Origin of the sequence: Rhodoferax sp. OV413 (genome assembly GCF_900104385.1) — a bacterium.
GTDB lineage: Bacteria > Pseudomonadota > Gammaproteobacteria > Burkholderiales > Burkholderiaceae_C > Rhodoferax_B.
Window position 1 is genome coordinate 129684 of record NZ_FNJA01000001.1, and the last position, 19797, is coordinate 149480.

Consider the following 19797-nt stretch of genomic DNA (forward strand, 5'->3'; position numbering starts at 1 on the left):
TAGAGGCTGTAAGGTTGTGCGTCGTCTGTTTCTAAGTTTGCTTGTGCTGGCCGGCCTCTGCGGCGGTGCGGCCTGGTGGTGGTTAAACCAGCCGCTGGCGCTGGCTGCGCCCTCGCTGGATCTGTCGATTGAGCCCGGCACCAGCGCCCGCGGCGTGGCCCAGGCGGTGGCGGATGCCGGTGTGCAAACCCCGTCAGTCCTGCTGTACGCCTGGTTCCGGGTCTCGGGCGACGCCCGCCAGATCAAGGCCGGCAGCTATGAAATCAGCAGCGGCACCACACCCATCAGCCTGCTGCGCAAGCTGGTGCGCGGCGATGAAGCCTTGCGCGCCGTCACTCTGGTCGAGGGCTGGACCTTCCGCCAGGTGCGTGCCGCCCTGGCCAAGGCCGAGCAGCTCAAGCCCGACAGCTCGGCGCTCAGCGACAGCTCGGTGATGGCTGCGCTGGGCCGGCCCGGCGTGCACCCCGAGGGCAGGTTCTTCCCCGACACCTATACCTATTCCAAGGGCAGCAGCGATTTCGCGGTGCTGACCCGGGCCATGCACGCCATGGACAAGAAACTGGCCGCCGCCTGGGCGCTGCGCCAGCCCAGCAGCCAGGCACAAACCCCCGAGCAGGCCCTGACCCTGGCCAGCATTGTGGAAAAAGAAACCGGCCAGGCCAGCGACCGCCCAATGGTGGCCGGCGTGTTCAACAACCGACTGCGCGTCGGCATGCCGCTGCAGACCGACCCGACCGTAATCTACGGCCTGGGCGCGGCCTTCGACGGCAATCTGCGCAAGCGCGATCTGCAGGCCGATACCCCTTACAACACCTATCTGCGCACCGGCCTGCCGCCCACGCCCATCGCCATGCCCGGCACCCAGTCGCTGCTGGCCGCGGTGCAGCCGGCCCCCACCTCGGCCCTGTACTTCGTGGCGCGCGGCGACGGCAGCAGCCAATTCAGCAGCAGCCTCGAAGAGCACAATCGGGCGGTGAACAAATACCAACGCAAGCAATGAAGCAGCCCGGCATTTTTATCAGCTTTGAAGGCATAGACGGCGCCGGCAAATCCAGCCACATCGAGGCCCTGGCGGCCGCGTTTCGAGCCCAGGGCAGGGCGGTCACGCTGACCCGCGAGCCCGGTGGTACGCCGCTGGCCGAGAAGCTGCGCGCCCTGGTGCTGAACGACGCCATGGACCCGTTGACCGAAGCCCTGCTGGTGTTCGCCGCCCGGCGCGACCATCTGCAACAGGTGATCGAGCCGGCCCTGGCGCGCGGTGAGGTGCTGATCTGCGACCGCTTCACCGATGCCACCTTTGCCTACCAGGGTGGCGGCCGCGGCTTCGATTGGGATGTGCTATCAAATCTAGAGCTGTGGGTGCAAGCTATACCTGCGCTGGGGGCTGATTTCATTCGAAATCCGGATGCCACCCTGTGGTTCGACCTATCGCCTGAAGTGGCGGCCGAACGGCTGGCTACTGCCAGGGTGCCCGACCGTTTTGAGTCGCAGCCCGCCGAATTCTTCCGCCGGGTGGCCGAGGGCTACGCCAAGCGCGCGGCCCAGGCACCCCAGCGGTTTGCGCGCATCGACGCCGCCGTTAGCCGCGAGGCGGTCTGGCAGCAGATTGCCGCCGCGATGGTGCAGCGGCACTGGCTGGAGCAGGCATGAGCGAAGCCCTAAGCACTGGCGTTCTGCCGCCCTGGGTACAGCGGCAACGCAGCACCCTGCTGGCCCAGCGCGGCCATGCCTGGCTGCTGCAAGGGCCTAGCGGCCTGGGCCAGTATGGTCTGGCGCTGGAGCTGGTACGCGCCTGGCTGTGTGACGCGCCGACAGAGCAGGGCGCTTGCTGCCAATGCGGCAGCTGCCATGCGATCGAAGTACATGCCCACGCGGACCTGTGCCTGCTGATGCCCGAGGCCATGATGATCGAACAAGGCTGGCCCTTGAGCGAGAAAGCCCAGTCCGACATTGACGACAAGAAGCGCAAGGCCAGCAAGGAAATCCGCGTCGAGGCGATGCGCGAAGCCGTGGAGTTCTCGCAGCGCACCAGCGCCCGTGGCCGTGGCAAGGCCGTGCTGGTCTATCCGGCCGAGCGCATGAACCACATTACCGCCAACGCGTTGCTGAAAACCTTGGAAGAGCCGCCGGGCGACGTGAAGTTCGTGCTGGCCACTGGCGCCGCGCACCAGTTGCTGCCGACCATCCGCAGCCGCTGCATGGGCCACAACATGGTCTGGCCGGATGCGGCCGAATCCACCGCCTGGCTGGCCGCCGAAGGTGTGGCGCCGGCCGATGCCCACGTCTTGCTGGCCGCGGCCGGTAGCCGGCCCGAGGATGCATTGCAATGGGCGCGGGCTGGACGGACGGCGCAAAGCTGGTCGGCCGTGCCGCGCGCGGTGGTGCAGGGCGCATTGAATGTGTTTGCCGACTGGGGGCCGGCGCAGGTAGTCGACGCGCTGCAAAAGCTTTGCCACGACCTCCAGCTGGTGCGTGTAGGCGCTACGCCGCGCTTCTATGCGGCGGCCGACCTGCCAACCGCACCATCGCTGGCGGCGCTGACCCAGTGGGCGAAAGACCTGAATGCCACTGCGCGTGTCGTCGAACACCCATTTAATGCAGGTTTGCTGCTGGAATCGCTGGTGGGCCGCGCGCAAAACGCCCTAAACTCGCGTCTTTAACGCTTTCATGGTACGTGCCAATGAGCAGTAACAACGCCTCGCCCCGCCCCAGCGTCATCCAGTTAGCCATCAAGGAAAAAGGCGCACTGTATGCCGCTTACATTCCGATCTTTGCCGATGGCGGCATGTTCATTCCAACCGTGCGCGACTACCAGCTGGGCGACGATGTGTACGTGCTGTTGTCGCTGCCCGACGATCCGCAACGCTATCCGGTCGCCGGCCGCGTCGCCTGGGTCACACCGGCACGCGCTGCTGGCAACCGCACCCAGGGCGTGGGCATCCAGTTTCCCAAAGAGGAAAAAGCCCGTTTGCTGAAGCTCAAGATCGAAGAGATTTTGGGTGCCCATCTGGCCTCTGACCGGCCAACGCAAACGATCTGATTTTTTACTGCTTTCGCCGCTATTGAGCGGTTGCTATGTTCACCGATTCCCATTGTCATCTCAGCATGCCCGACCTGGTCGCGCAGCTGCCCGCCATCCGCACCGCCATGGCGGCCGCCCACGTAGACCGTGCCTTGTGCATCTGCACCACGCTGGAGGAATTTGGCGACGTGCACGCCCTGGCCACCGGCTACGACAACTTCTGGGCTACCGTCGGTGTACATCCCGATAACGAAGATGTGCAGGAGCCCAGCCTGGACGACCTACTGCAACGCTCGGCGCTGCCCCGTGTGGTCGGCATCGGCGAAACCGGGCTCGACTACTACCGCCTGGGTGATCGCAGCGTGGCCGATATGGAATGGCAGCGCACGCGCTTTCGCACCCATATCCGCGCCGCGCGCCAGGTGGCCAAGCCGCTGGTGATCCACACCCGCAGCGCATCGGACGACACCATAGCCATCTTGAAGGAAGAGGGCGAAGATGGCTCGGCGGGCTCTGCCGGCGGCGTATTCCATTGCTTTACCGAAACTGCGGCGGTGGCCAGGGCGGCGCTGGACCTGGGTTTTTACATCTCGTTTTCCGGCATTCTGACCTTCAAGAATGCCCAGGACATCCGCGATGTAGCGGCTTTTGTGCCCATGGACCGACTGCTGATAGAGACCGACAGCCCGTATTTGGCGCCCGTGCCGTACCGAGGCAAAACCAATAATCCGTCCTACGTACCCTTTGTGGCCCAGCAGATTGCGCAACTGAAAAACACCAGCGTGGAAGAGATTGCCCACAAAACCAGCGCCAATTTTGACCGTCTATTCAACGGAGTTTTGGCATGAGACTTCACTTTAAGAAAATTGTCTATCTAGTTGTTCTAGCTGGATTTAATCTGGCGCATGCGGGTTCTTTTGAAGACTTTTTCATTGCCATCAAAAGAGACAACGCGGGCACTATCCAAAACCTGCTCAAGCGCGGTTTCGACGGCAATACCAGCGACGAGCAAGGCCAGTCGGGCTTGTACCTGGCGCTGAAAAGCGAATCCCTGAAAGCTGCCAACACTTTGCTGGACTGGCCCAAGATCGAGGTAGAGACCCGCACCGCCAAAGACGAGAGCCCGCTGATGATTGCCGCTTTGGCCGGCGAGTTGGAAATCTGCCAAAAGCTGATCGCCAAAGGTGCCGACGTCAACAAGACAGGCTGGACGCCATTGCATTACGCCGCGACGCGCGGGCATATCGAGGTGATCCGGCTGCTGCTGGAAAACAGTGCCTACATCGACGCCGCATCGCCCAATGCCACCACACCCTTGATGATGGCCGCCCAGTACGGCACCACAGCCGCCGTTAAACTGCTGCTGGAAGAAGGCGCCGACGCGACGCTCAAGAACCAGCGCGGCCTGACGGCCTTGGACTTTGCACAGAATGCCAGCCGACCCGATGCCGTAGAAGCCTTGACCGCCGCCATGCGCACCCAGCGGCCTAAGGGGACTTGGTAGCGGCCGGAACCTTGGATGGCTGGCCTGAAGACCTGCCAATTTCGGTGTGCTTGGCAAGTCAATTACTTCATACGATGTATATTATGTTAATAAATAGATTGATGAAGCAAGGCCGTTGGGTTTGTTCTTGAAGCTAACTGTGTCAATGCTTTGGCCTCCACTATCTTTCCAGCGCAACTGCTACCCGATGCGGCATCAAATGTTCCCGCGGCGGTTCACCGCCCCAGAGGCTGACCAGCAGCTCTACGATGCTGGGGCCAAATTCGGGATGCGGAATTTCGACCGACGTTAGCCAGGGTGCTAGCCAGGCGTTGAGAGGACTGCCATCAATGCCCACAATTTCACAATCATGGGGAACCTGCACTCCGCTCTCGCGGGCCAATCTGTGGACACCATAGGCGACCTGGTCGCTGATGCACATGGCACCACGGGGCCACGCATGGGGTGCCGAGAAATGCTGGGCTGCCGCGTAGCCGATCTCCAGATGCGATATCCCCGGCCCATCGGCCCGCCGGATGCGGTCGGCCGGGATGCCTCTGGCGATGACTCGGTCGCAAAAACCTTTTACCCGCTCGCGTGTGGTGGACGATTCCCGTGATGGGTAGACCACGGCCGGTTCCTCCATGCCGCGGTCCAGCAGATAGTCGGCGGCAGCGGCGCCTGCGGCGATGTTGTCGGGACCGACAAACGAGCATTCGCCAAACGGGCTGCGTCGGCTGACAAAGACCATGGGCGCGCCGCGCTCCACGAAGTCGCGCAGCCCGGGGCTGGGTTGGCTGGCGACCATCACATAGCCCTGCACTACCTGTGAGCGCATCGCGTTCAGGTAGTCGTCTTGCAGGTCTGCGCGGTCATGTGTGTCGCAAAGAATCATCACGTAGCCGGCCTGCCGCAGCGCCGCTTCGGTAGAGGCGGCGATGGTGGCCATCACGGGGTTGTCGAGGTTGGCTGCCAGCATTGCAACCAAGCGGCTTTCGCGGTTGCGCAACGCCCGCCCTAGCTGGTTGGGATGGTAGCCCACGGCTTTGATGGCTTGCCGGACGCGCTCCACCGTTTCCGCCGAGGCGCGACGGGTTTCGCCGTTGACGATGCGCGACACGGTGGCAATCGAAACGCCGGCCTGCGCGGCGACAGTGGCAAGCGATACCGGGCCTACGCCTGGGCGACTTTCGTCTGTCATGTTTTCCTTGATCTCCCTATTCAGCACAACCGCTTCAGGCGTCATTTTTTCCGTCGGTCATTGTCGCAGCCCTGGCGCTGCGCCCTTCTTCGAGCGGCCTAATCAGGGTTTTCCCGAGCGTACCCGGAAATCCTTGGTATTTTTGGCAAACGTTTGCCATAATAATTCACAGGCGGTGAAAATAGCGAAAAACGCGCTTTTCACCGAGCGATGGTCCGGCTCGGGCTGGCTACCGCACCGGAGAAAAACCACCCAAGAAAGCAGAGACAAATGAAGTTCCAATCCAAATTTCTGAACCTGGCCATCGGCGCCGGACTGATGGGCCTGGCCACCGCCACACTCGCCGATATCCGTGTGATGTGCTACCAGGACGGCATCGAATGCGACGTGACCGCCGACCTGATCAAGCGCTACGAGAAACAAAACCCCGGTGCCAAAGTGGCCCTGGACATCGTGCCCTACAAGACGGTGGTGGAACAGCTGCCTATCCAGCTGGCTGCCGGGCAAGGCCCGGACATTGCCCGCGTGGCCGAAATCGGTGGCCTGTCGAAGAACTACATCGACATCGGCCCCTACCTGAAAGACCGCAAATACTGGGAAGCTAACTTTGGCAGCACCCTGCCCTGGATGCGCAACAAGGCGGGCGACAAGGGCATCTACGGCATGTTGTCGCAGCTCACCATGACCGGCCCCTTCGTCAACAAGACGCTGTTCGAGCAGGCCAAGATCCCCCTCCCCGGCCCCAAGGCTACCTGGGACGAGTGGGCAGACGCGGCACGCAAGGTGGCAAAAGCCACCCAGACCCCAGCCGCCATGGCTTGGGACCGTTCGGGCCATCGTTTCGCCGGTCCGGCCGTCAGCTATGGCGCCAAGATATTCGACGCCAAGGGCAATCTGGCGCTCGACGACGGCTACAAGACCGCCGTGACCAAGTTCGTCGGCTGGCACAAAGATGGCACCATGCTGAAGGACGTCTGGGGCGGCTCGGGTGGCTCCAGCTATGCCGATACCGTGGGCGAATTCAAGAACGGACGGCTGGTGATGATTCTGTCGGGCTCCTGGCAGATCAACCGCATGCAAAAGGAAATCGGCAATGCCTTTGACTGGGTGGCGGTGCCCAACCCTTGTGGCCCGGCCGCCTGCTCGGGCATGCCCGGTGGCTCGGCCTGGGTGGCTCTGAAAACCACCAAGTCACCCAAGGAAGTGGCGCAGTTCCTGGACTTCATGGCGCAGGAAGCCAATGTGGCTGAATTCGCCTCGCGCACCAACACCATTCCGGCCCACGCCGAGGTAGCCAAGCGGGGCCTGGCGTACACCAGTGCCGGCCCGGCCGCCAAGGCGGCACTGACCGTGTTCACCAACGGCACGCCGACCGTAGCACCTGCGGCCTACGCACTGCAAGGCTACAAATACAACCGCGCGCTGATGCTGCCCACCGTGACCCGCGTCACCCAGGCCATCGTCGGCGAAATCAGCGTGGACGAAGCCGTCAACAAGATCAGCACGGACATGGCAGAGGCTGTCAAACAAGCCGAAAAGTAAGCCGAAAAGTAAGCGGCCATTCTGCGCTGATTAATGGTCTTTTCGGCCTCCAGCGCATATAGATAGTGCGCAAGCCGCTATTAAATCTGTAGTAATTTGACTAGCCAATCCCCTGCCGCCGCTGCGGCGGCGGGTAGATGCCTGCGTCTGCGCGGGCCGCTGGAGAGGAAAGATATGTCTGTGTTCCTGCGCCTTTTGGGCTTGTTCTTCAATCTGTTTGAGCCGGTGTTCCGGTTGGGCCAGAAATGGCTGGGGGCCTCCCGCATAGGTTGGTTGTTTGTCGGCCCCAACCTGGTGGTGATTGGCATCTTTACCTTCCTGCCGATAGCCATCAACCTGGTCTACGCGGTGACGGGCGGGGTGAATCTGCTGCCGACACAGCGGCCGTTCACCGGGCTGGAGAACTTCTCCATCCTGCTCGAATGCCGCGACTACACCGACCTGCAAAGCTGCCGCACCGACATCTTCTGGCGCTCCATCTTCAACACCATGAAGTTCAGTGTCATCCAGGTGGCGTTGATGCTGTTCTTCTCGCTGGTCACGGCCTTGGTGCTGAACCGCAAGATCATCGGCCGCGGCTTCTGGCGCGGCGTGTTCTTCTACCCGGTGCTGCTGTCGCCGGTGGTGGTGGCGCTGATCTGGAAGTGGCTGCTGCAAAGCCAGGGCGTATTCAATGCCGGCCTGGTGGCCATGGGCTCGCAGCCGATGGACTGGCTGCTGGACCGGCATTGGGCCTTCTTCTGGGTGGTGGTGGTGTCGATTTGGGCCCACATGGGTTTCTACACCCTGATCCTGTTGGCCGGCCTGCAAGCCATTCCCAAAGACGTGTACGAGGCCGCCGAGATGGACGCCGCGCCGCCGTTCCGTGTGCTGCGCCGCATCACCTTGCCGCTGCTTATGCCCAACCTGATCGTGGTGCTGGTGCTGGTGATGATCCGCGCGGTGCAGAGCTTCGACGAGGTGTTCGTGCTTACCGGCGGTGGCCCGGGCTCGGCCACCACCTTCATCGTGCAGTACATCTACCAGACCGGTTTCGCCGAGCAGATCCATTTGTATGGCTTAGCCGCTGCGGCCTCGCTGATCCTGGCGGCGGGACTGATGGCGCTGACGCTGATGCAGTTGCGCCTGTCCAAGGCCGGTGAGGCCGGCAAGGTCAAGAAATAAGGACATAGAGATGGCTAACTTCCTCACCCGTACCCAGGGTAAAAAATATGGCGGTTCGGGCCTGCACTGGACCGACTGGGTCTCCTACGCCTACCTGCTGGCCGGCCTCATCGTGATGTTCGGCCCGGTGCTCTGGCTAGTGATGTCGTCGTTCAAGACCGAAAGCGCAATCAGCCAGTTCCCGCCGACCTTTCTGCCATACAGCCAGAAGGAAGTGGTGGTGGCTGGCTTCGACAAACCATTGCCGCTGTTCCGCGCCAAAGACGCGCAGGGCCAGACCCGCGAGCTGGCCCAGGTGCGCCGCATCGGCTTGGTCGCCACCATGGTCGACCCGGCCGCGCCAGAGAGCGACAGAACCGAGATACGCATCAACATCAATGACCGCCAGCCAGTGAATGAGCTCAAGTTCGCCAGCGGCAACTACACAGAATTGTTCGGCAAGTTTGCCTTTGGCACCTACCTGTGGAACAGCGTGTTCATCACCGTGGTGGCCACCATTCTCACGCTGCTGTTCAACTCGATGGCGGCGTTTGCCTTGTCCAAGTACCAGTTCACCGGGCAGAAGACGGTGTTCGTGCTGATCATCGCCACGCTGATGATTCCGCCCACCATCATCCTGGTGCCGGCTTTCCTGGTGATCTCGGAGCTGAACCTGTTGAACAACCTGTGGGGCGTGATCCTGCCGGCGGTGGCCACGCCCACCGGTGTGTTCCTGCTGCGCCAGTACATGCTGACCATTCCCGACGAGCTGCTGGAAGCCGCGCGCATGGACAACGCCAGCGAGTGGCGCATCTACTGGAAGATCATCCTGCCGCTGTCGGCTCCGGCCATGGCGGTGTTGGCCATCTTCTCGTTCATGTGGCGCTGGAACGACTTCCTGTGGCCGCTGATCGTGCTGTCCAAGTCGGAGAAATTCACCCTGCAGCTCGCGCTCAACGCCTTCCAGGGCGAACTGAACACCCAATGGCACTACCTGCTGGCCATGACCGTCATCACGCTGATACCGATCAGCCTGGTCTTTACCTTTTTGCAGAAATACATCGCCACCGGCATCGCCAGCGCCGGTGTGAAGTAACCCGTCTAGGAATCTCCCATGGCTACTCTTGAACTCTCCAACGTCGTCAAAAGCTTTGACAAGACCACCATCATCCATGGTGTGGAACTGGCCGTTTCCGACGGTGAATTTGTGGTGTTTGTCGGCCCATCGGGTTGTGGCAAATCCACCCTGTTGCGCATCATCTCCGGCCTGGAGCCTGCTACCAGCGGCGATATCCGTATCGACGGCCAGCGCGTCAACGACGTCACGGCCGCACACCGCGGTTGCTCCATGGTGTTCCAGTCGTATGCGCTGTATCCGCACATGAGCGTCTACGACAACATGGCCTTCGGCCTGGAAAACCTGGGTGTCGCCAAATCGGTGATCGAAAGCAAGGTCACGGCCGCCGCCACCATGCTGCAACTGGGCCCGCTGTTGCAGCGCAAGCCTACGCAGCTCTCGGGCGGCCAGCGCCAGCGCGTAGCCATCGGCCGCTCCATCGTGCGCGAACCCAAGCTGTTCTTGTTCGATGAGCCCTTAAGCAACCTGGATGCCGAGCTGCGTGTCTCGATGCGCGCTGAGATCCGCGATCTGCACGCCCGCCTGGGCGCCACCATGATCTACGTCACCCACGACCAGGTCGAGGCCATGACCATGGCCGACAAGATCGTGGTACTGCGCGCTGGCCGCATCGAGCAGGTTGGCTCACCGCTGGAACTGTACAACCAGCCGTGCAACCAGTTCGTGGCTGGCTTCATCGGCAGCCCTCGTATGAACTTTGTACCCGCGGCGGAATTCCCCAGCGCCCTGCCCGGCACACACACTGTGGGCATCCGACCCGAACACGCGCAGCTGTCCGACAACGGGCCGCTGCAGCTGAAGATCAAGCAGGTGGAACAGCTGGGCAGCACGAGCATCCTGCATGGGCATGTGGTGCCCGATGCGCCTTTCGAGCTGATCTTGAATGGCCAGACAAGCATCCAGCGTGGCGACACCGTGCGTGTCAGCGCACCGCAGGAGCAGCTGCACTGCTTTGACTCCAACGGCCTGCGGTTGTAAACCCCTCTCCCCTTTCAACTATGCGACTCGATCAAGCTCCCCTATTCAGCCTGCAATCCCGCAACGGCAACCACCTTGTGCTGCACAGCGCTGGCGGTGCCATCGCCCATGTCTGGGTACTTGAAGAAGACATTTTGCGGGTGCTCGTGCTGCCGCAGGGCACGCTGCAGATGCCGCGTAGCTGGACGGTTGCGCCCGGCCTGGAAAATCTGCCGGTTGAAGGGCGAGACCGCTTCGACACCAGCGGCTTTTCGTTGCCCACCTTCGATCTCACACACGACGCGGTGCTGCTGCAGATCACCACTCGTGCCGTGCGCCTGACCATCACCCTAGCCGGCTTCTTCTGCCGCTGGGAAAGTCAGCACCGGGGAGAATGGACGAATGCCGCAGTCGACCGCTCCACGCAAAGCTACAACTTTGGCTGGTGGGACGAGAAGGTCTACCACTACCTGCAGCGTGAACGCGGCGAGGCCTACTTCGGCCTGGGCGAACGCGCCGGCGACGCCAACCGCGCCGGCCAGCGCTACCGCATGTGCAACCTGGACCCGATGGGCTACAGCGCGCGCAACACCGACCCGCTGTACAAGCACATCCCGTTCTACATCACCCGCAAGGGCGGTGAAAAAGATGCAGGCTTGTGCTTTGGTCTGTTCTACGACACCTTGTCCGACTGCAGCTTCGACATGGGCCGCGAGCTAGACAACTACCACGGCCACTACCGTTACTTCGTGGCCGACCATGGCGATCTCGACTTGTACTACATCGCCGGCGCTGACTCCGCTGCCATCACGCGGCGCTATACCTGGTTGACCGGGCGCCCGATCTTTCCACCGCGCTACGCGCTGGGCTATTCGGGCTCGACCATGAGCTACACCGACGCGCCCAACGCGCAGGAGCGCATGGGGGAGTTTCTGGAACGCTGCGAAGAACACGACATTCCTTGCGACTCGTTCCACCTGTCTTCGGGCTATACCTCCATCGGCCCGGGCCGCTACGTGTTCAACTGGAACCGCGAAAAATTCCCCGACCCGGCCGCCTTCGTGCAGAGCTACCTGGCCAAGGGCGTGCGCCTGGTGCCCAACATCAAGCCCGCCCTACTGCGCGACCACCCACGCTTCGACGAAGCCCGCCAAGCCGGCCTGCTGGTGCAGGACCCCGACGGCCAGCCCACAGCCATTCAGTTCTGGGACGGCACCGGTGCCTACCTGGACTTCACCAACCCCGCCACCATCGCCTGGTGGAAGCAACAGGTCACCGAGCAGCTGCTGCAGTACGGCATCCCCACCACCTGGAACGACAACAACGAATACGAGATCTGGAGCGACCAGGCCCTGGTGCACGGCTTCGGCACGTCGCGCCGCGCCCGCGAAGCCAAGCCGCAGCAGACCCTGTTGATGATGCAGGCCTCGCATGCCGCGCAGACCGAGTTCGCGCCACAAGAGCGCCCCTACCTGGTATCCCGCTCGGGTGCCGCTGGCATGCAACGCTATGTGCAAACCTGGTCGGGCGACAACTACACAGACTGGGAAACCCTGCGCTACAACATCCGCATGGGCCTGGGCCTGGCGATGTCGGGTGTATCGAACACTGGGCATGACATCGGCGGTTTCTCTGGCCCGGCGCCAGGTCCCGAGCTGCTGGTGCGCTGGGTGCAGCACGGCATCTTCTTGCCGCGCTTCAGCATCCATTCGTGGAACGACGACCAGACGGTAAATGAACCCTGGATGTACCCCGCGGTCACGCCACAGATCCGCGAACTCATAGCCCTGCGCTACCGGTTGATGCCCTACCTGTACGACCTGGTGTGGCGCTACCACCGTGCATTCGAGCCCATCATCCGCCCGACCTACCATGACTTCCCCGAAGACCCGCGCTGTCTGGAGGAAAACGACGAAATGCTGCTGGGCGCCCACTTGCTGGTGGCCTCGGTGGTGGAACAAGGCCAAAGCCAGCGCGATGTATGGTTGCCGGGTACCGGCGGCTGGTACGAGTGGCATACGGCACGGCACCACCAGGCTGGACAGCAAATCACACTCGACGCCCCGCTAGACGGCCCTCCCCCGCTGCTAGCCCGCGAAGGCTGCGCCATTCCGATGAATTTCGGTGAAATTCATTTCGGGCAAGTAGAAGACCTGCGCGGCTTCCAGGTGTTTCCGTTCCTCGGAGACGGCGTATTCGAAGCCACCTGCTTTGAAGACGACGGCCATTCCCAAGCCTGCCGCGATGGTAATTTTGGCCAGTGGCGGCTGCAGCTGCGCTGCAGTGCGCAGAGCCTCGTGATCGGTGTACAGCGCGAAGGCACGCGGCCGCCGCAGCAAGACAGCCTGGTGCTGCTTCTGCCAGCGGCTGAACGGCGCAGCCTCAGCTTTAGCGGTGCAACGCTGACGGAAGATGTGCCCGGGGCTAGCTGGCGCCGACTGACTTTGAAGCTCTAGCTTGCGATCGTCTTGGGTGGCTCGCCATCCGTCGATGGTCGCGGGCGGAGAAACGGCAGCGATGGCCCTTCCTGCCGCCATACAGGCCTCACTGCAAAGTGCCTGGCCTTAGGCGTTTTTGTCACTTGGTAGTGACTTTTCATTCGTTCTGTTCGCACACCACTCTGCGCACAATCCAAATCCAAGCATGTACTGCTTCAAGGAGACGTTTGATGCAAGGAAGTCGTCCAAGTCCCGGAGGCCCCATACGGGCCCCTGGGCCACCCGGCACAGAAGATATGCAGCGCAATTTTCTGCGTGTTCTGGCGGTGACCTCCGGCTCCTGGGGACTGGTCCCTCGCAGCCGAACCAGCCACTACAAAGCCTTGCGCCAGGCTACCCATTTCCCCGTACTCGCTTACAGCGCATCGCGCAATGTGCGTCAAGCGCCGTACCGCTTGCAGTTCGCTTGGTAGTCTTCGCGCCCAGAATCCCACCATAGAAGATTGGCGCACTAGCAAATGCAAATAACGCGCAAGCGCGGAGACTGGCGTCCGCTAGGCTTGGGCACCTCTTTGCTTCACGCCTTCGCCCACCACCATGACTCTCGACATCCGCCCCCTCGGCCCCGCAATTGGCGCCGTCGTAGGAGGCATAGACCTGACCACGCCTTTGCGGGACGAAGACCGAGACAGCCTGCTGACTGCTTTGCTGCAACACCATGTGCTCTTCTTCGAAAACCAGCCAGTCACGCCGGTACAGCAGCGCGACCTGGCCAGCGCCTTCGGTGAACTCCACATCCATCCGGTGTATCCGCAGCACCCTGATGCCAAGGAAATCATCCTGCTCGACACCGATGACAACAACCCGCCAGACAACGATAACTGGCACACCGATGTGACTTTTATTGACCGCCCACCCATGGGGGCGCTGCTATCGGCCCGCCAGCTACCACCGTCTGGCGGTGACACTCTGTGGGCCAGCTGCATTGCAGCGTATGAGGCATTGTCTGAACCGCTGCGTAAGTTCTTGGACCCATTGCATGCCGAGCACAGCTTTGTGCAGTCCTTCCCCGCCTGGCGCTACGCGCGTACCCCTGCAGAGCGCAAGATCTGGGAAGCTGCGGTGGCCAAGAACCCCGACATTTCGCACCCCGTGGTCCGCACCCATCCGGTCAGTGGCAAGCGCGGCCTGTTTGTGAACGAAGGTTTTACAAGCCGCATCGTGGAACTGGGTAAGCAAGAAAGTGATGCCATCCTGGCCTACCTGCGCCTGCATGTGGCCAGACCGGAATTCACTGTGCGCTGGCGCTGGAAACAGTACGACCTGGCGTTCTGGGACAACCGCCTGACCCAGCACTACGCCACGGTGGACTACCTGCCACATCGCCGGGTGATGCACCGGGCCACCATCCTGGGAGACGTGCCCTTTTAAGCCCAGTGCGGTCGCCCGCCTGGCTTTGTCTTACTCTTCGTAAGCCACGACTGCCTGCGACGCCTGGGCCAGGCAGAAGGCCAGCGCGGCATCCGTGGGGTAGAAGCGGGCTTTTTCACCCAACTGCACCTCGGCCACGGCAGCGCCCTGCTCCGTCTTGCGCTGCAATGACAAGCGCACCGGCAGCCCGCGCAGCACATCGCCTTGTTCGGTCGTATCCAGGAACGGTGGAAAGTCCTTGACCAGCTTGGCGATGTCCAGACCGGAGCCCGTGGCATTCGGTGGCAGCTGCAAGCGCAAGAACTTCGCATAGCGGCAGCGCGCACCCGCCAAGTCCCAGGCTTCGGTAATGTTCATCTGCAGGCCACCGCCGCCAAAGCGGTCGGTCTGCACCTTGCCCATGGCGATGATGAGTTCGTCGTCCTTGAACAAATCCTTGTTGGCCTGCATCAGCGCGTCGCTGACGCGGGCGTCGATCATGGCAGACCCATCGTCCAGCCGGAACAATCCCAGCTTGCCACGCTGGCCGTTGATGACCCGCAAATCGCTGACGATGCCGGCGAACATCACGATGTCGCGGCTGTCCACCGCATCGGCGAGTTCACGCTTGGCAAAGCGGCGCACTTCCTTGCGCACCTCGTCGAACAAATGGCCGGACAAGTAGAAGCCGACAGCGGTTTTCTCCAGAGTCAGGCGCTCCTTGATGCCCCACATCGGGGCGTCGACCAGGTCCGGCTCCTGGGTGCTGGAGCCGTGGCTGTCGTCCATGTCGAACAGGCCGCCCTGGTCGGCATTTGCCAGGGTGGCGGCGGCAAAGGCAAAAGCCCGGTCGACAGAGGCGATCAGCGAGGCGCGGTTGATCTCGATGGCATCAAAGGCGCCGGCCTTGATCAAGGCTTCGACCGTGCGCTTGTTCAGCTTGGCCTTGTCGACCCGCACACAAAAGTCGAACAGACTCTTGAACGGCCCACCGGCTTCACGCGCCGCCACGATGGCGTCAATCGCCTGCTGGCCCGTGCCTTTGACGGCACCCAGGCCGTAGCGGATGATCTTGTCGGTCACCGGCTCGAAGCGATGCCGGCCCAGGTTCACATTCGGCGGTTCAAAGCTTAGACCCATCTTCACCGCGTCTTCAAACAGCAGCTTGAGCTTGTCGGTGTCGTCCATTTCCACCGTCAAGTTGGCGCAGAAGAATTCGGCACAGTAATGCACCTTCAACCAACCCGTGTGGTACGCCAGCAGCGAATAGGCTGCGGCGTGCGATTTGTTGAAACCGTAGCCGGCGAACTTCTCCATCAAGTCGAAGATTTCGTCAGCCTTGGCTTCAACGATGTCGTTCTTGGCCGCGCCGGCGCGGAAGATGGCGCGGTGTTCGGCCATTTCCTCCAGCTTTTTCTTACCCATGGCGCGGCGCAGCATGTCGGCGCCACCCAGGCTGTAGCCACCCAGGATCTGCGCGGTCTGCATCACCTGCTCCTGGTAGACCATGATGCCGTAGGTCTCGCTCAGCATCTCGGCCACCATCGGGTGCGGGTACTCGACCACCTCGCGGCCGTGCTTGCGCGCCACGAAGCTGGGGATCAGGTCCATCGGGCCGGGGCGGTAGAGCGCGTTCAACGCGATCAGGTCTTCCAGGCGTGTCGGTTTGGCGTCTTTCAGCATGCGCTGCATGCCGGTACTTTCAAACTGGAACACGGCTTCGGTCTTGCCCTCGGAGAACAGCCGGTAGGTCTTGGCGTCGTCCAGCGGGATGTTCTCGAAGGCGAAGTTCTCCTGGCCCTTGTGGCGCTTGACGATGAACTCCTTGGCGATCTCCAGAATCGTCAGCGTGGCCAAGCCCAAGAAGTCGAACTTCACCAGGCCAATGGCTTCCACGTCGTCCTTGTCGTACTGGCTGACGGCCGATTCACTGCCGGGCTGTTGGTACAACGGGCAGAAGTCGGTGAGCTTGCCCGGCGCGATCAGCACGCCACCGGCGTGCATGCCGATGTTGCGGGTCATGCCTTCGAGCTTTTGCGCCAGCTCGATCAGCAGCTTCACGTCTTCCTCGGCCTCGATGCGCTCGGCAAGGATAGGCTCCATCTCGATGGCGTAGTTGTTCTTGTCGCCGTCTTTCTTCACCGCTGGCGGGTACTGCAGAGTCACCGACATGCCGGGCTTGTTCGGAATCAGCTTGCTGATGCCGTCGCAGAAGTTGTAGCTCAGGTCCAGTACCCGGCCCACGTCGCGGATCGCCGCGCGCGCCGCCATGGTGCCGAAAGTGGCGATCTGGCTGACGGCGTTCTTGCCGTACTTTTCCTTCACGTAATCGATCACGCGGTCGCGGTTGCTCTGGCAGAAGTCGATGTCGAAGTCGGGCATCGATACCCGTTCCGGGTTCAGGAACCGTTCGAACAGCAGCTTGTATTGCAGCGGGTCCAGGTCGGTAATCTTCAGCGCATAGGCCACCAGCGAGCCGGCACCAGAACCCCGGCCCGGCCCAACCGGGCAGCCGTTCAGCTTGGCCCAGTTGATGAAGTCGCCCACGATCAAGAAGTAGCCGGGGAAGCCCATCTTCAGAATCGTGGTGATCTCGAACTCCAGCCGCTCGATGTAGCTTGGGCGCACTTCTTCGCGCTTGGCTTCATTCGGGTACAGGTGCAGCAGCCGCTCTTTCAGACCCTCGTGCGACGCGTAGCGGAAATAGTCCTCGGGCGTCATGCGCACACCATCCACCAGCGGCGTCGGGAAGTCCGGCAGCTGCGGCTTGCCCAGCACCAGGCTCAGGCTGCAACGCTTGGCAATCTCCACCGTGTTCGCCACGGCGGACGGAATGTCTTTGAACAGCGCCTCCATCTGCGCGCTGGACTTGAAATACTGTTCGCGGGTAAAACGCCGCACGCGGCGCTGGTTGCCCAGGATTTCGCCGTCAGAAATACACACCCGCGCCTCGTGCGCGTCGTAGTCGTCTGGCTCGGTGAACTGGATCGGGTGCGTCGCCACCACCGGCAGCTGCAACCGTGCCGCCAATTGCACTGCAGCCACCACATGGGCCTCGTCGTCGGGCCGGGCTGCGCGCTGCAGCTCGATGTAGAAGCGCTGCGGGAACAGGCTCGCCAGCTGCTGGGCCATGGCATCGGCCCGCGCCGTATCGCCCTGCACCAGCGCCTGGCCCACCGGACCGGCCTGCGCGCCGGCCAGGCAGATCAGCCCATCACCCAGTTCGCGCAGCCAGGCGAACTTGATCACTGCCTGGTTCTTCACGATGTTCTGGGTGAAGCCGCGGGCCAGGATTTCAGACAAGTTCAGGTAACCCTGCTTGTTCTGCACCAGGACGATGACGCGCGATAAGGCGGTTGCGTCCAGGCCCTGGCCTTCCAGGAAGATCTCGGCGCCGATGATGGGCTTGACGCCCTTGCCTCGGCCTTCCTTGTAGAACTTGAGTGCGCCAAACAGGTTGCTCAGGTCGGTGATCGCCAGGGCCGGCTGCTGGTCTTTGGCGGCGACTTTGACGGCTTCGTCGATGCGGTTGGTGCCGTCAACGACGGAAAATTCGGTATGGAGGCGGAGGTGAACAAACATCCGGCCATTTTAGAAGGCCCGGGTGGCGGGCCTCTTAAAATCACCGGGTGAACTCCATCCTGAACATCTCTGCTTACAAATTCGTCAACCTGCCAGACGCTCCTGCCCTGCGCGACCTGCTGCACGGCTGGGCACAAGAGCTGGAACTCAAAGGCACCATCCTGCTGGCTGGCGAGGGCATCAACCTTTTTCTGGCCGGGCCCGCAGACACGGTGCGCGGCTTTGTCGCTCGCCTGCACCAGGACGCCCGCTTTGCCGACATTGCACCCAAGGAAAGCTGGTCCGCCAGCCAGCCGTTCAAGAAGATGCTGGTCAAGGTCAAGAACGAAATCATCCGCATGGACCACCCGGCCATCCAGCCCGCCGCAGGCCGTGCGCCGGCCGTCAGCGCCGCCACGGTGAAGCGCTGGCTGGACCAGGGCGTGGACGACAACGGCCGCCCGGTGGTCACGCTGGATACGCGCAATGCCTTCGAGGTGGACCACGGCACGTTTGACGGTGCGATCGACTGGCGTATCGACAAATTCAGCCAGTTCCCGGCCGCTCTGAACGAACACAAGGCCGAGCTGGAAGGCAAAACCGTGGTCAGCTTCTGCACCGGCGGCATCCGCTGCGAAAAGGCCGCGATCCTGATGCGTGAAGTCGGGCTGGACAGCGTGTACCAGCTCGAAGGCGGCATCCTCAAATACTTCGAGGAAACCGATGGCGCGCACTACCACGGCAGCTGTTTCGTGTTTGACGAGCGGCGCACCCTAGAGGCGGATTTATCGGCCAGCGACCTGGCTGCTACAAAAATATGAGCTACTGGCGCAGGTGGTACCTGCGCTAGCAGCCAATTTCTTATAAATTCTGGCTACCAGGCGCTGAACGGTGTGGTGGCCAGATTCGAGTTGAAATAGCGCGCGTCGTCGGTCACCTCGCGGCCCAGCCAGGCCGGATGTTCGAAGGCTTGGTCCTCAGCCGTCAGCTCGATCTCGGCCACCACCAAGCCGGCATTCAGGCCTTCAAACTCATCCACCTCCCAGCTAGACCCGGCATGCACCAGCACCCGGCGCAGCTTCTGGATGATCGGGCCCTCGCATAGCGCGAGTAACTGCTCGGCGTCCGCCAGCGGAATTTCGTATTCGAACTCGGCCCGGGTGGCGCCCTGGTTCGCGCCCTTGATGGTCAGAAAGCCCTGCGCGCCGGCTATGCGTACGCGCACCGTGCGCTGCTTGTCGCGGTTCAGATAGCCCTGGCTGAAGACCGTGCCGGCGCCTTGGCGCCAGTCGCTGCCGGTGACCAGGAATTTGCGTTCGATCTCAATCCCCATGGGGTGCACCCTCTGCCGCTTCTGCCGCGCCCACGGCCATGCGTTCGATGTTGTCGTTCATCCGCGCCAGAAAGGCGCCGAACTGCGTAAGTTCTTCAGGCGTAAAGCCGGCCAGCGCCTGGCTGGTCAGCGTTTCCATCTGCCGCTTTGCCCGGGGCAGGCGCTCCGAGGCGGCGGCCGTCAGCGAAATCAGCCGGCTGCGTTTATCCTGCGGATCGGGCAGGCGCTCGACCAGTCCGTCGCGTTCCATGCGGTTCAGCAGTTGCGCCATGCTGGGCTGCTCGACCTGGGCGATACGTGCGAGCTCGGCCTGCGACAAGGCTTGGCCGTTCTTCAGGCTGACCAGCACCGGCAACTGCCCGGTAGCCAGGCCGTACGGCCGCAGCTCTACGTCGGCGAGCCGGTAGAAGCCGCGTGTCACCCGGCCCAGCAGCTTCATCGGATGGGGTACGTGCAATTCAGTCATGCGCCTCGACTTGACAGTACATAGGAGGCTATATTAATATACATAGGAGCCTATTAAGAAATGTAAACATACCGCATCATAGGCACCCGCTCCCTGGGCTGCC

General features: G+C 62.2%; 17 protein-coding genes. 13 read left to right on the forward strand and 4 right to left on the reverse strand.

The window, feature by feature from the left end:
* The first annotated feature begins 16 nt into the window (after positions 1 to 16).
* From mltG to BLT66_RS00630, 6 genes are read left to right on the forward strand one after another with little or no spacing between them, the layout of a single operon-like run.
* Positions 17 to 1000, forward strand: a complete 984-nt coding sequence (gene mltG / locus BLT66_RS00605) for an endolytic transglycosylase MltG (RefSeq protein WP_092754420.1) — start codon at positions 17 to 19, stop codon at positions 998 to 1000.
* Entirely contained in the window at positions 997 to 1650 is a 654-nt protein-coding gene (gene tmk, locus BLT66_RS00610; RefSeq protein WP_092754423.1) for a dTMP kinase, read from the forward strand. Before mltG ends, tmk begins: the two co-directional genes overlap by 4 nt.
* Positions 1647 to 2660 (forward strand): hypothetical protein, encoded by a 1014-nt coding sequence (locus BLT66_RS00615; protein ID WP_092754426.1) that lies wholly within the window; start codon positions 1647 to 1649, stop codon positions 2658 to 2660. Before tmk ends, BLT66_RS00615 begins: the two co-directional genes overlap by 4 nt.
* Positions 2661 to 2680: 20 nt before the next feature.
* Positions 2681 to 3040 (forward strand): PilZ domain-containing protein, encoded by a 360-nt coding sequence (locus BLT66_RS00620; RefSeq protein ID WP_092754429.1) that lies wholly within the window; start codon positions 2681 to 2683, stop codon positions 3038 to 3040.
* A 35-nt stretch (positions 3041 to 3075) separates the two neighbouring features.
* On the forward strand, positions 3076 to 3870 hold the full coding sequence (locus tag BLT66_RS00625; RefSeq protein ID WP_092754432.1) for a TatD family hydrolase: 795 nt from the start codon (positions 3076 to 3078) through the stop codon (positions 3868 to 3870).
* A complete protein-coding gene (locus tag BLT66_RS00630; protein ID WP_092754436.1) occupies positions 3867 to 4526 on the forward strand; it encodes an ankyrin repeat domain-containing protein in 660 nt (219 codons plus the stop codon). Before BLT66_RS00625 ends, BLT66_RS00630 begins: the two co-directional genes overlap by 4 nt.
* A 160-nt stretch (positions 4527 to 4686) precedes the next feature.
* On the opposite strand, the gene BLT66_RS00635 is transcribed toward BLT66_RS00630, so the two are convergent.
* Positions 4687 to 5706: a LacI family DNA-binding transcriptional regulator gene (locus BLT66_RS00635; protein WP_092756949.1), complete on the reverse strand. Its 1020-nt coding sequence runs from the start codon at positions 5704 to 5706 to the stop codon at positions 4687 to 4689.
* Between the two features lie 270 nt (positions 5707 to 5976).
* Here BLT66_RS00635 and BLT66_RS00640 point away from each other — a divergent pair, with 270 nt between their 5' ends.
* The 6 genes from BLT66_RS00640 to tauD all read left to right on the forward strand — a co-directional run bounded on the left by BLT66_RS00640 (position 5977) and on the right by tauD (position 14355).
* Complete coding sequence (locus BLT66_RS00640) at positions 5977 to 7248, forward strand: ABC transporter substrate-binding protein (RefSeq protein WP_176954932.1); 1272 nt, start codon at positions 5977 to 5979, stop codon at positions 7246 to 7248.
* A gap of 174 nt (positions 7249 to 7422) precedes the next feature.
* Positions 7423 to 8412, forward strand: coding sequence for a carbohydrate ABC transporter permease (locus tag BLT66_RS00645; RefSeq protein ID WP_092754439.1), 990 nt, complete (start codon positions 7423 to 7425; stop codon positions 8410 to 8412).
* 10 nt (positions 8413 to 8422) lie between these two features.
* A complete protein-coding gene (locus BLT66_RS00650; RefSeq protein ID WP_092754442.1) occupies positions 8423 to 9487 on the forward strand; it encodes a carbohydrate ABC transporter permease in 1065 nt (354 codons plus the stop codon).
* 18 nt (positions 9488 to 9505) lie between these two features.
* Positions 9506 to 10507: an ABC transporter ATP-binding protein gene (locus BLT66_RS00655; RefSeq protein ID WP_092754444.1), complete on the forward strand. Its 1002-nt coding sequence runs from the start codon at positions 9506 to 9508 to the stop codon at positions 10505 to 10507.
* A gap of 20 nt (positions 10508 to 10527) precedes the next feature.
* Positions 10528 to 12942, forward strand: coding sequence for a glycoside hydrolase family 31 protein (locus BLT66_RS00660; RefSeq protein ID WP_092754446.1), 2415 nt, complete (start codon positions 10528 to 10530; stop codon positions 12940 to 12942).
* Positions 12943 to 13521: 579 nt separating this feature from the next.
* A complete protein-coding gene (tauD, locus tag BLT66_RS00665) occupies positions 13522 to 14355 on the forward strand; it encodes a taurine dioxygenase (protein ID WP_092754449.1) in 834 nt (277 codons plus the stop codon).
* Between the two features lie 30 nt (positions 14356 to 14385).
* On the opposite strand, the gene dnaE is transcribed toward tauD, so the two are convergent.
* A complete protein-coding gene (gene dnaE, locus BLT66_RS00670; protein WP_092754452.1) occupies positions 14386 to 17916 on the reverse strand; it encodes a DNA polymerase III subunit alpha in 3531 nt (1176 codons plus the stop codon).
* 47 nt (positions 17917 to 17963) lie between these two features.
* Between dnaE and BLT66_RS00675 the strand changes: the two genes are divergently transcribed.
* Positions 17964 to 18716 (forward strand): sulfurtransferase, encoded by a 753-nt coding sequence (locus BLT66_RS00675; RefSeq protein ID WP_092754455.1) that lies wholly within the window; start codon positions 17964 to 17966, stop codon positions 18714 to 18716.
* 53 nt (positions 18717 to 18769) lie between these two features.
* On the opposite strand, the gene BLT66_RS00680 is transcribed toward BLT66_RS00675, so the two are convergent.
* On the reverse strand, positions 18770 to 19228 hold the full coding sequence (locus BLT66_RS00680; RefSeq protein ID WP_092754458.1) for a CYTH domain-containing protein: 459 nt from the start codon (positions 19226 to 19228) through the stop codon (positions 18770 to 18772).
* On the reverse strand, positions 19218 to 19694 hold the full coding sequence (locus tag BLT66_RS00685; RefSeq protein WP_092754461.1) for a MarR family winged helix-turn-helix transcriptional regulator: 477 nt from the start codon (positions 19692 to 19694) through the stop codon (positions 19218 to 19220). The genes BLT66_RS00680 and BLT66_RS00685 overlap by 11 nt, the downstream gene beginning before the upstream one ends.
* Positions 19695 to 19797 lie beyond the last annotated feature (103 nt).